Source organism: Opitutus sp., from assembly GCA_024998815.1.
Lineage (GTDB): Bacteria > Verrucomicrobiota > Verrucomicrobiia > Opitutales > Opitutaceae > Rariglobus.
In genome coordinates, this window is record JACEUQ010000002.1 from 1,408,628 (window position 1) to 1,421,233 (window position 12,606).

Genomic DNA, 12,606 nt, shown 5'->3' on the forward strand with positions numbered 1-12,606 from the left:
AGAGATGCACAGGCTTAAAACATCGAATTCAAGGTCATGGCCCGAATCCAGGTACGACTTCTGATTTGAAGTCTTCGGTATTGGAATGAGAACGAGTAGGAGTAGGAGAACGAGAATGATTAGGCATTATGGGTTGGTACCAGTGTCCACTCCTGTGGGTTTCCCTCAATAGAATCGTTCTCGTTCTCCTACTCCTACTCGTTCTCGCTCCACCCGCCTCTGCCCTCCGCCTGCGGCCCCGCCGCATGGCGCCATCTCTTGAATTGGCAGCGGCCCCGCCCTCTGCCTGCCTGTGCCCATGACGCTCGAACGCCTCCTCAGCGAAGCCAACCGACTGCGCGACCAGGCTCGCCTGACCGAGGCGCTCGCCTGTCTGGAGCAAGCCGCCGCACTCGCCCCCAACGACCCTGGCACCGCCCTCACCTTGGGCGTTACCCTACTCGATTTACAACGCCCGCGCGAAGCCGTCGCTCCGCTTGAACGTCTCGTCGCCCTCGTCCCTCAATTCGCCGAAGCGCGCAACATCCTCGCCTCGGCCTTGCTCGCCGCCGGCCAAACCAGCGCCGCCCATCTACACGTTTCCGCCGCTCTACAACTGCGCCCCGGACACCCCGCCACCCTTGAAAACCTCGGCCGCTGCCTGCGCGCGCTGGGGCGCATGGACGAAGCCCTGCCAGCCTACGACGCCGCCGCGGCCAGTTCCCCGCTGCCTGCAACGCACAGCAACGCCGTGTTCGCCGCGCAGTATGTCGCCGGCCTTGGCCTCGCTGAACTCACCGCCCGCGCCTCGGCCTGGGCGCGCCGCCACACCTCGCCTTGGGCCTCCCGCCCGCGCCCGCCTCGCGCCAGCGGCAGCTTCCCCGCTCCCGGCGCACGCCTGCGCATCGGCTACGTCTCGGCGGATTTCCGCCAACACGCGATCGCCTTCTTTTTGGAACCGGTGCTCTGCGCCCACGACCCCGCCGCAGTCGAGACGTTCTGTTATGTGGGCAACCGCGAAGCCGACCCTGTCACCGCCCGCCTGCGCGCAGCCGCCCACCACTGGCGCGACATCACGCGCATGGATGACGAAGCGGCCGCCGCGTGTATCCGCGCCGATCATATCGACGTGCTCGTTGACCTGTCAGGCCACACCGCCGACCACCGCCTCGGCGTGTTTGCACGCCGCCCGGCCCCCTGCCAAATCACCTGGCTCGGCTACCCCGCCACCACGGGGTTAACCGCCATCGACTTCCGCGTCACCGACGACGCCTGCATCCCGCTCGACGCGGACGAGCGCCTGCACGGCACCGAGCGCCTGCTACGCCTACCGAACGTGTTTTGTTGTTATCGCCCGCCCGCCGACGCCCCTGCGGTCGGTCCCCTGCCCTGCCTCGACGGTGCGCCATTTACCTTCATCAGCTGCAACGCCCTCGCCAAACTCAGCTCAACCACGATCGCATTGTGGGCGGCGGTGCTGCGCGCTGTACCCGACTCGCGGTTACACCTGCACGCCCCCGGCGGCGAAGACGCCAGCGCTCAAACCGGTTTCGCCGAAAAATTCGTCGCTCATGGCATCGCGCCGGGTCGTGTCGCGCTCAGTGGCGAACCCCTGCCGGTGCGCGCCCACCTGGCCCGTTATCATGCGGCCGACGTGGCGCTTGATTCGACGCCCTACGCGGGCACCACGACCACCTGCGAAGCCCTCCTGATGGGCGTGCCGGTGATCACGCTGGCCGGCGAAACCCACGTTTCCCGTGTAGGGGTTAGCCTGTTACGTTCAGTGGGACTGCCTGACTTCGTTGCGCAAACCAGCGCTGAGTTTGTAGAAATCGCAGTGCGGTTGGCCCAAGACCGCAGCGCCCTGGCCCGATTGCGTGCGAGCCTGCGGGAGCGCCTGCTAAGCGGACCCTTGGGGCAAACCACCACCTTCACCCGCAACTGGGAAAACGCGCTGCGCACGACACACAATGAGGTGACCACGGCGGCTAGTTAAAACCATTTCTCATCCCAGCAGGAGCGCTGAGCTCCCTCAGCCGCCTCACCCGGCCCAGCACGCCCGGATCGCCTGCGCAAACGCCCTGCCCTGCCCCGCCGCGTCCATCAGCGGCGATGCCAACAGGCCCTCACGTAATCCCGCCGACCGCACCGCCAGCGCCGCGCGGTCCGCCACCAGCGCCCGTGCCCGCTCAATGAATTCGTCCTCCGTCGCCGCCACGCAATCGCCCTGACCCGCCGCCGTGAGCAGCGACGCGCCCACCCGGCTCACATGGCGGTCGCCTACCAGCGTGACCACAGGGCGCCCCATCCACAGCGCCTCGCACGTGGTGGTCGTTCCGTTGTAGGGCACCGTATCGAGTGCGACGTCCATCTGCGCGTAACACCCCAGGTGCGCGGCCTGCCCCACCACCACGGGGAGTAACGTCACCCGCGCCGGGTCCAAGCCCACCGCCCCAGCCTGCCGCGCGACCCAGTCAGGCGAGGGCTCCGTGCCTTTGAGCAACAAACGCGCCCCGGGCACCGCCGCCAACAGCCGCGCCCACAGCCGCCACGTGGACGGCGAAAGTTTGCCCAAATTGTTAAACGACCCAAACACGGGTGCTACCCCCGCACCCACTTCCGCACCTACATCCGCGCAACACGGTGGCGGCACCACTTCAGGCGCATCCGGCGTTGGCGAATAACACCACGCGGTTGACGCAAAACGCACCAACCGCTCCGTGTGCAACGCTTCGGCCGTCCCCACGGGATCCGCCAGCGCGTCGGTTAACCGGAAGTCCATGGTCGTTAACCCGGTGGTATCGGGATAGCCCAGGTAGGTGATCTGCACCGGGGCGAGCCGGCTCGCCAGCAGCCCTTGGCGGTTTTGCCCGGTGTGGCCGACCAGATCGACGAGGACATCCGGGGCGTCGGCCAAAATCTGCCGCGCCACTTCCACATCGGGAACACCGGTAAAATTGCGCCACAACGCCGCCCGACCGCGCAGGCGCGCACTGGTGGCGTCCTCGATCGCATGATCGTGGTAAAGCACCAGCTCGAAGCCGTCTGGGGTCAAGCCACCCAGCAGAGGCTCTAAAAAACACGCGACGGCATGGGTGCGCAGGTCGGGCGAGAGGAACGCCACACGCAGGCGTTTATCGGGGCCGCCCACCCGCGGCAGCACCCGCGCCGGCTGAAGTCCCGCCGCAAGCCGTCCGAACTCCCGATGCGCTTCAGCCACGTCAGCCGCAGAAAAATCATCGAGGTAGTGCAACACCAGCAGGCGCTGGCTGGCGGAGGTCACATCGAGAGGATCGATGCGCAGTGCAGCATCGAATGCCGCCAACGACTCGCGCATGCGGTGGCAGCCATGCAACGCCATCGCCCGGCCCCGATGGCCAATGGCTTCGTGGGGCGCGAGCGCGATGGCGCGCTCATGGACAACCAGCGCCTCGGTCGGGTGCCCCAGGGTGAGCAACGCCCCGCCCAGATTCAGCCAGCCGGCGGCGACCGTGGGGCGCAATTCAGCCCCGCGCCGCAGCGCTTCCAAACCGGCGGCCCCCTGTCCGATACGCACGAGGAAAATCCCGAGGTTGGTGGCGTTTTCACCATTGGCTGGCTCCAGCCGAACGGCTGCGCGCAAATGAACCTCGGCTGGCTCGTTCAGGCCTGATTGCGACTGGGCCAAGCCCAAACACATGTGCGTTGCTGCGGCATGGGGTAAAATGCGTAAGGCGGATTCCAACCAAGGGCAGGCCTCCACCGCCCGCCCGAGTTGCAACAGGGCTGTTCCACCCAGGTGCAACACCCGATAGTCACGCGGCGCAAGGGGCCGCAGGCGTTGATAGGCCGCCAAAGCCTCGACCAGGCGTCCGGCTTGGTGAAGCGCCGTGGCGGCAGTGAACTGCTTTTCGAACCCGGAATTGACGCGAAGGGGAGGCGGCACGTTCAGGCGGTCGAAAGGTGGAAGGCGGCCAAGGCATCGGCCAACACCGGCCCGACCGTTTCAGCTCGGTTAAAATGATCGTAAATGCGGCGCCTCTCACTGCCAGAGGTAGCCAGGGCCTCCTCGCAGGCGGCACGTAGCGCGGGCAAGTCGGCGTGGGCGTAGCGGCGGATTAATCCCGCATCGGCCAAGCCATCAAGGCGTCCACCTTGGGCCGAGTTTTCCGAAACCGGAACCAGCCCAAGACAGCCTGACCAGAACGGACGATCAGTATGCGTGCCCGCCATAGCTGGGGTGTTAAACTTGCGCCCTTCGGGGCAAAAACCCACCGCGTAGCGACTTAATCCCGCGCGATCACCGACGCTCAGGGAATGGTCGTGGTGGGCGATAAAGCGGTCCTTGAAGGTGGAGCGCAAAAAATCGATCTGCCGATGCCGATGCGGGGTGAGGCCCAGTTGAGAACCGAGAAACACGATTTTAGGCTCAGGGTTTTCGTTAAACGGGACAGCGAACGGCACGACGTTGGCCACCCAGCTGCGATGCCGCCTCAGGCAATCCGGGCGCAGTCGGGCGGCGGCGGGGCCAAGCGGGAATTCATCGTGAATCAACACATCCAGATGAGGCGCGAGTGCCGCAAAACACGGCATCGTGCGACTGGCCTCATCGTAGGCGTAAAAGGCGATGCGCACGCCCTGCTTTTTTAAAAATGAACAGAATGGCACTAGGGCAGGCCCGAGTTTCTCAGGATGCTGCCCCATAAACACCAGCCAACGGGTCGCTTCGGCGGGCTGAGAGCAAAATTGCGCCAACTCGGCCAAGCCGCTGGTGCCGGTTACCCAGGCGGTTTGAAAAGACATCTGGGAATGCACTAGGCACGCAAAGCACCGGGCACACTCGCCGTGCCAATCGCAGTCGAGTTGGGCCATTTTCCGCAACCGCTCGTCGGCCCCGGCAGAAACTCGGGGAGTGATGTCCCAGCTTGGCAAACGACTCAGGTAAGAATCGACCGTCTCCAGCCCATCGGCCCAGGGGTTAAAAAAGATGATAGTGGCAGTGCTCTGCATAGGATAATTGATCCAGAAAAAGATTAATGTGGTTCGCCTGCCTTCGACCTCGGGACCGCGCTCAAGGAGTTTTGTGCGACTACAGCACAGGCATCCGCGAGCGACCACTCACATGTAAAATCCAGCTCGGCCAGCGCTCGCCGCGGATCGCCCACAGAGCGGCGAATGTCCCCGGGCTTGGCCTCCTCGCGCCGAATCGCCCCCCTAAACCCCGTCACGCCAGCCAGTATCGAAAGAAGTTGATTAAGGGTGGTCTCGCGGCCCGAGCATATGTTGGCCACACCGCTACGAACTGCTGGCTGAGTTGCCGCCAACAGGTTGGCCCGGGCCACATCCTGCACGGAGATAAAATCGCGTGACTGATTTCCATCGCCGAAAGTGACAGGGTCTAGGCCCGCCCGCATCCGATTAAGAAAAACGGTGACAACCCCTGAATAAGGCGAGGCCGGATCCTGCCGCGGTCCGAAAACATTAAAATAACGCTGGCAGCGCACGATGAGCCCGTAGGTGTGGGAGTAGCTCAACAACAGGTGTTCGGATGCTGCCTTGGCCGCACCGTAGGGACTTAGCGGATGCGCGAGGGTCTCTTCAACCAGTGGAAGCCCCGGCGCATCACCATAGATCGCCGCTGAGGAGGCGAACACCAACCGCGGGACTGCATGTGACCGTGCGACCTCGGCGACGGTCTGGGTGAGTTCGAGATTTAGCGCGAAGTTCAGTCCGGGATCACGGATACTGGCCTGCACGCTCACAAGCCCCGCGAGATGAATGATAGCCGCCGGTTGCGTAGAACACACGAGCTCGGCAAACCGCCCGGGCATGCGCAGATCAAACTGTTCAAAAACAAAATTCGGGCGCTCCCGAGCCTCGGCCAAATTCACCAACCGACCACTGCTAAGGTCATCGACCGCCACCACACCGTGCCCAGCAGCCAACAAGCAGTCACAGGTGTGACTGCCGATAAAGCCGGCCGCTCCGGTTACAATGATGGTCGATTTCATGGGGCTATCCGCTTGGCGATTGTGGATATATCGTCCCAGCGCGCAAAAACTTAACCCATCAGCACTGAAAAAAGCGAATGACGAGGTGGTGGGACGGAGATCATGCAGCACAACCCAAACAGAACTCAGCTTTGAACGCCCCAATCCGTCGGGTCCGTGACGTCCCCGATGAAACCGATGATACCGTAATACCACCCCGCTAACCGCTTCTTTAATTCCCCCCCTTCAGCCAAACACTGAACGTGTCGATAAAACATAAAATCAAAATGCGCTGTTCGTAGATTTCAACGGTCTACTTTTAGGATTACAAGTTACCTTAAAATCATTAAACTCTCACAATAAACAAGTAGCGATTTAAATTTAAGTTTAATCCTTTTAAAACGTAAGCACGCTAAGTCGGTTAATTCCTATCCTATACATCAGTCCAGTCCCGGCCCAAAACCCATGAACCCTTTCCATACCTTCCTGAAAGACCTCGTCCCCATACTCGGGGGCTTTAAAGGAAAAGTGATCCTCGATGTCGGCTGTGAACTCAAAGGGGACCTGGTCCGCTGCCTGACTGAGGACTATCAAGCCCAAGCGGCAGTCGGCATCAACCCGATCGCCCCTCCGTTGACCATCAGCGATTGCTGCGAGGTCATCCCCGGGGACATTCGAAAAACTGAATTCGCGGACGCCACGTTCGATTTAATCATCTCCAGCTGCGCCTTTGAGCACATTCCCAATCTCGACCGCGCTTTGGTCGAAATGAACCGGATCCTCAAGCCGGGCGGCTTCATCTACTCCCATCACGGACCGATCTGGTCGACGCTCTACGGTCACCACATCTATCTGCCCGGAGGGAATACCTATTGGAAAATCATCCTGCCGCCGTGGTGCCACCTGCTCATGCTAGAGCCCGAACTGGCCGAGTGGTTGTCGAAGACCTACGATCCGCCCAGCGTGAAACTTATCCTGGATTGGGTCTACCGCGACCCGGGGCAAAATCGGCTCATGTATAGCGACCATGTGCGGATCTACCACAACAGCCCGCTCGAGGTGTGTTTTTGCTACGGCTACACCCACCCCGAACTCTCGGATCGATACCTGAGCCTGATGTCCTACGACCTGATCGAAAAACTCAAAAGCCGTTTCCCCAACCATGAGGGCTTTTTCTACGAGGGCATTAACCTAAATCCGGCAATAGAAACTAGCCAAAAATCACGCAGGTGATTGTTTGGCTGTCATATGCCGCCGTTTTTACCGCCGGAAAAAGCTCACCCCGAGGGTGAGTCAGAAAACCCTGATCACAAGGCAACGCCAAGCGATGCCGCCGAGGTGTTGATTGTGGATACACCCGGAGGACGTTTTCGTGCGCAGTTCGCCCCAGAGTTGCCGGTGAGCCCCTTGGGGGCACTGGTGTTTTTCACGCAGTACTTGTGTGCGACAGGAGGCTTCGAGGCACTGGTTGCGGACACGCCGCTTTGTTACAGCAGCAACCGCGCACACCGCCCTCGCGACGTGATTGGAACCCTGCTTTTGGGGATGCTCTCCGGGCACTATCGCTACGCGCACCTCGCGGCCCTGCGCGGCGACGACATTGCCCCGAGCCTGCTCGGACTTAAGTCGATTGTCAGCGAGGATTGTGTGCGCCGGGCGCTGGCTCGCATCGGTGCCGAGCAGGGGCAGGACTGGTTGCGGCGTCACCTCGACCAAACCTGTCATGGGTTTTTGGATAACCAGTGGATCCTCGACATCGATGTCACCATCAAGCCCATCTATGGACGTCAGGAAGGTGCCAGCATCGGCTATAACCCGCAAAAGCCCGGACGCCCCAGCCACGCCTACCACACCTACTGGATCGCCACCTTGCGCCTGTGTCTGGACGTGGAGGTGCACCCCGGCGATCAATCCGCCGCCGGACATGGTTTTGCGGGGCTGTGGGCGCTCATCGACCGACTGCCAGCCGAGCGCCGGCCCCATCTTTTGCGCGGTGACTGCGCCTATGGCCAGGAGGCGCTGCTCAGTGAAGCTGAAGCGCGTAAACTCAACTATTTGTTCAAACTGCGCCGCACCGCCAAGGCCCGCGAGCTGGTGGCCGCGCTTGAACGCACCACCACCACCGCTTGGACCGACGCCGGACAAGGCTGGCAGGGCTGCGAAAGCTGCCTGCGCCTGCAAGGCTGGAACCGGGCCCGACGTGTGGTGGTCTTGCGCCGTCGCCTCAACGACCAACGCCACCCCCGGGCCCGCCGCCGCCTCGTGCGCGAGCAAGCCGACCACGCTTTGCTGCTGAACATCCCCGACGCGGCCGCCTGCGAGCCGATCATCTACGAACATCAGATCCTCGTTACGAGCCTGCCCTACGAGATCCTTACCCTTGCCACCCTGTATCGGGAACGTGGGGGCGCGGAAAACCCCTTCGACGAGCTCAAGAACCAGTGGAGCTGGTCGGGGTTTACCTCCCAGGAGCTAAACTCCTGTCAGCACGCCGCGCGTTTGGCCGCACTGGTTTACAACTGGTGGACGCTCTATCACCGCCTGCTTCAACCCGGTCAGCACCACGAGGCGGTGAGTACACGTCCCCGTCTGCTCTGCGGAGCGACCCGGCAGAGCGAACACTCCGGTCAACGCCGCCTGGACGTGCGCTTGAGCCATGCCGAGGCACCTCGCCTGAGTGAACTCATCACAAAGCTGGCCAGATGGTTACATGGTATCCTTCATAATGCGGAGCAATGGAGTGTCGCCCAGCGCTGGGGGCAAATCGTAGCGAGGATTTTACAGGAAAACTTCCCTGTACTCGGCCCTGAACCGCCTTTGGCCACCGCCCCAAGCTGATCGCGCTTCCGTTCAGCCTGCCGCAGCACTCTCCACCCTCATCTATCCGACGGGCAACGCCCGCCGGCCGCACTTTCTATTGCCGGATTTAGGGTTACTACGCCACGCGCACCCTGGCCCGGCTGCTCACGCTCAGCGAGGACGGCCTGGTCGAGGCGCGTCGGCAGTTAATCGAGGCCGGGGTGATCGCCTACGCCGCGCCACTTTACCAGGTGCTTTCCTTGGACCGGGGCAGGCCATCGCACACGCTGGCGGTAACGCCGTCGCCGAGCCGGGAGGTGGGGGCGTGATCAATTACGAACTGTATTGCCGGATAAAACAGGCGGAGGCGGCCGGTCACAGTGCGCCGCAAATCGCCCGCTCGCTCCAGTTGCACGTGCAGACGGTGAGGCGCTGGCAGGCGCAGGAAAAGTACGTGCGCAGCCAGGCCGCGCAGGTGCCTAGGCCAAGCAAGCTCGACGTGCACAAGCCGGCGATCGCGCGGTGGCTGGAGGCCCATCCGTTCACCGCCATGCAGCTCTGGCAAAAGGTGCGCGAGCGGGGGTACACGGGCGGGTATTCAATTTTGAAAGACTACGTGCGGCGGGTGCGGCCGAGGAACCTGGAGGCGTTTCTTACCCTCAAGTTTGCCCCCGGCCAGACCGCGCAGGTGGACTGGGGCAGTTTTGGCGCGGTGGAGGTGGACGGCACCCGGCGGGCTTTAAGTTTTTTCGTCATGGTTTTGGGGTACAGCCGGTTCCTGCATGTGGAATTTACCCTCGGGCAGGGCCAGGAGTGGTGGCTGGGCTGTCACCGGCGCGCCTTTGAAAAACTCGGCGGGGTGCCGCGCGAGGTGATGGTGGACAACTGCAAGACGGCCGTCCTCTCGCATGTGCCCGGGACCGACCCGGTGTACAACGCCCAGTACCTGGACTTTGCCCGGCACTACGGGTTTACGATAAAAGCGTGCGGGCCGGGGCATCCGCAGTCCAAGGGCATGGTGGAAAACGCGGTGGGTTACGTGAAAAAAAGCTTCCTTGGCGGGAGGCAGATGAATGGGTTTACCGAGCTGGGGCCGGCCGCCAGCTTGTGGCTGGAAACGGTGGCCAACGTGCGCGTTCACGCTGAAACCCAGGGCCGGCCGGTGGACCGGCTGCCCGAGGAGCGCGCTGCGCTCCTGCCGCTTAACCCGGTGGCCAGTCCGGCGGTGCGCACCTTAAGCGTGCGGGCGTCGCGGCGGTGCCGGGTGAGTATCGAAACGAACCGCTACTCGGTGCCCACGAAGTTTGCCGGGGCGCTACTCACCGCGCAGATCGAGGGGGCGCAGGTGAGGTTTTATGCGGACCGCACCCTGGTGGCCGAGCACGCCCGCAGTTTTGCCCGCCGCGCCGATGTGGAAAACCCCGAGCACGTGCGCGAACTCGAAGAGCGCAAACGGCAGGGAGCGCGGCAGCGCCTGCGGCTACGGTTTTTGGAACTGAGCCCGGCGGCACCCGCCTACCAACGGGGGCTGGAGGAGCGCCGGCTCAACGCGGGACACCACCTGGCGACTATCGTGGGTTTGGTGGCCCTGTATGGAACGGAGGCAGTCGGCCGGGCGATCGAAAGCGCCCATGAACTCGGCGCCTACTCCAGCGATTACATCCTCAACTTGCTCGAACAACGCGCGCGGGCCTTGCCGCAAGCCGGGCCGATCCACCTCACCCGCGCCGACGCGGTGGCCGCGTTGGAACTCGAACTGTGTCCCCCGGATTTAAGCCCCTACACTCTATGAAAACAGAACCCGAAAAACCCGATTTATTAAAAGACCAGCTTAAGTATCTGAAACTCGGTTACCTGTTGCGTCACCACGGCGAACTGACCGCCGAGGCGGCCAAGGCGCGCTGTTCGCACGCCGAATTTTTACGCCGACTGGTGCAGGCCGAGACCCAGGACCGCCAGATCCGGGCGCTGGAGCGGCGCATCCAGGCAGCGCGCTTCCCGGTCAAGAAAACCGTCGACCAGTTCCAGTGGGACTGGCCCAAGGAGTTGAACGAAGCGCAGGTACGCCACCTCTTCGAACTGGGTTTTGTGAAGGAGCGCACCAACGTGGTGTTTTGCGGTGGTGTGGGGCTTGGGAAGACACATCTCGCGAGCGCGTTGGGCTACGCGGCCTGCCAGGCGGGTTACACGGTGCTGTTTACGACGGCGGTGGACGCGATCAACGCCCTGGTCACCGCCCAGTCCCTGCACCGGTTGCAAGCCGAGTTGAAGCGTTACATGACCCCTGCGGTGCTCGTGCTCGATGAGGTCGGCTACCTGCCGCTCGACAAGTCGGGGGCCGACCTGCTCTTCCAGATCGTCAGCCAACGCTACGAACGCGGCTCGCTGATCGTCACCACCAACAAGGCCTACAAACACTGGGCAGGGATCTTTAACAACGACGCTGGCATCACCGCGGCGATCCTGGACCGCCTGCTGCACCGCGCTCAGACCGTCGTCATCGAGGGCAAATCCTACCGCATGAAAGACCGCCTAGCCGACGAACCTGCAAGCTGACCGGGCCTGATGATCGGCCCCTGGCGGGGCCGGTCATCGGCTTTTACGACAGGTGATTTTGTAACCGCCAGAAATAGACGGTGTTCGCGCCGCCGCTCACATTTCCGCGCCCCCACGTTCCCGATACAGGGTGGCAAGGGTAAGGATCTCGTAGGGCAGGCTCGTAACGAGGATCTGATGTTCGTAGATGATCGGCTCGCAGGCGGCCGCGTCGGGGATGTTCAGCAGCAAAGCGTGGTCGGCTTGCTCGCGCACGAGGCGGCGGCGGGCCCGGGGGTGGCGTTGGTCGTTGAGGCGACGGCGCAAGACCACCACACGTCGGGCCCGGTTCCAGCCTTGCAGGCGCAGGCAGCTTTCGCAGCCCTGCCAGCCTTGTCCGGCGTCGGTCCAAGCGGTGGTGGTGGTGCGTTCAAGCGCGGCCACCAGCTCGCGGGCCTTGGCGGTGCGGCGCAGTTTGAACAAATAGTTGAGTTTACGCGCTTCAGCTTCACTGAGCAGCGCCTCCTGGCCATAGGCGCAGTCACCGCGCAAAAGATGGGGCCGGCGCTCGGCTGGCAGTCGGTCGATGAGCGCCCACAGCCCCGCAAAACCATGTCCGGCGGCGGATTGATCGCCGGGGTGCACCTCCACGTCCAGACACAGGCGCAAGGTGGCGATCCAGTAGGTGTGGTAGGCGTGGCTGGGGCGTCCGGGCTTTTGCGGGTTATAGCCGATGCTGGCACCTTCCTGACGTCCATAGATGGGCTTGATGGTGACATCGATGTCGAGGATCCACTGGTTATCCAAAAACCCATGACAGGTTTGGTCGAGGTGACGCCGCAACCAGTCCTGCCCCTGCTCGGCACCGATGCGAGCCAGCGCCCGGCGCACACAATCCTCGCTGACAATCGACTTAAGTCCGAGCAGGCTCGGGGCAATGTCGTCGCCGCGCAGGGCCGCGAGGTGCGCGTAGCGATAGTGCCCGGAGAGCATCCCCAAAAGCAGGGTTCCAATCACGTCGCGAGGGCGGTGTGCGCGGTTGCTGCTGTAACAAAGCGGCGTGTCCGCAACCAGTGCCTCGAAGCCTCCTGTCGCACACAAGTACTGCGTGAAAAACACCAGTGCCCCCAAGGGGCTCACCGGCAACTCTGGGGCGAACTGCGCACGAAAACGTCCTCCGGGTGTATCCACAATCAACACCTCGGCGGCATCGCTTGGCGTTGCCTTGTGATCAGGGTTTTCTGACTCACCCTCGGGGTGAGCTTTTTCCGGCGGTAAAAACGGCGGCATATGACAGCCAAACAATCACCTGCGTGATTTTTGG

The 12,606-nt window shown here is 62.7% G+C and carries 9 protein-coding genes; 5 read left to right on the forward strand and 4 right to left on the reverse strand.

Features of this window, described 5'->3' with window-relative positions:
- The first annotated feature begins 298 nt into the window (after positions 1-298).
- Positions 299-1,975, forward strand: coding sequence for a tetratricopeptide repeat protein (locus H2170_14000; protein ID MCS6301188.1), 1,677 nt, complete (start codon positions 299-301; stop codon positions 1,973-1,975).
- A 45-nt stretch (positions 1,976-2,020) separates the two neighbouring features.
- On the opposite strand, the gene H2170_14005 is transcribed toward H2170_14000, so the two are convergent.
- The 3 genes from H2170_14005 to H2170_14015 form a co-directional block, all read right to left on the reverse strand.
- Complete coding sequence (locus tag H2170_14005) at positions 2,021-3,904, reverse strand: hypothetical protein (protein MCS6301189.1); 1,884 nt, start codon at positions 3,902-3,904, stop codon at positions 2,021-2,023.
- A 2-nt stretch (positions 3,905-3,906) separates the two neighbouring features.
- Positions 3,907-4,761 carry a hypothetical protein gene (locus H2170_14010; GenBank protein ID MCS6301190.1) on the reverse strand — a complete coding sequence of 285 codons (855 nt, stop codon included), beginning with the start codon at positions 4,759-4,761 and terminating at the stop codon, positions 3,907-3,909.
- A 230-nt stretch (positions 4,762-4,991) separates the two neighbouring features.
- Entirely contained in the window at positions 4,992-5,969 is a 978-nt protein-coding gene (locus H2170_14015; protein ID MCS6301191.1) for an NAD-dependent epimerase/dehydratase family protein, read from the reverse strand.
- Between the two features lie 444 nt (positions 5,970-6,413).
- Here H2170_14015 and H2170_14020 point away from each other — a divergent pair, with 444 nt between their 5' ends.
- The 4 genes from H2170_14020 to H2170_14035 all read left to right on the forward strand — a co-directional run bounded on the left by H2170_14020 (position 6,414) and on the right by H2170_14035 (position 11,303).
- Positions 6,414-7,181, forward strand: a complete 768-nt coding sequence (locus H2170_14020) for a class I SAM-dependent methyltransferase (GenBank protein ID MCS6301192.1) — start codon at positions 6,414-6,416, stop codon at positions 7,179-7,181.
- Between the two features lie 15 nt (positions 7,182-7,196).
- A complete protein-coding gene (locus H2170_14025) occupies positions 7,197-8,786 on the forward strand; it encodes a transposase (GenBank protein ID MCS6301193.1) in 1,590 nt (529 codons plus the stop codon).
- A gap of 286 nt (positions 8,787-9,072) precedes the next feature.
- Positions 9,073-10,539 carry an IS21 family transposase gene (locus tag H2170_14030; GenBank protein ID MCS6301194.1) on the forward strand — a complete coding sequence of 489 codons (1,467 nt, stop codon included), beginning with the start codon at positions 9,073-9,075 and terminating at the stop codon, positions 10,537-10,539.
- Positions 10,536-11,303, forward strand: a complete 768-nt coding sequence (locus H2170_14035; protein ID MCS6301195.1) for an ATP-binding protein — start codon at positions 10,536-10,538, stop codon at positions 11,301-11,303. Before H2170_14030 ends, H2170_14035 begins: the two co-directional genes overlap by 4 nt.
- A 96-nt stretch (positions 11,304-11,399) precedes the next feature.
- Here H2170_14035 and H2170_14040 read toward each other — a convergent pair whose 3' ends face one another.
- Positions 11,400-12,572, reverse strand: coding sequence for a transposase (locus H2170_14040; protein MCS6301196.1), 1,173 nt, complete (start codon positions 12,570-12,572; stop codon positions 11,400-11,402).
- Positions 12,573-12,606 lie beyond the last annotated feature (34 nt).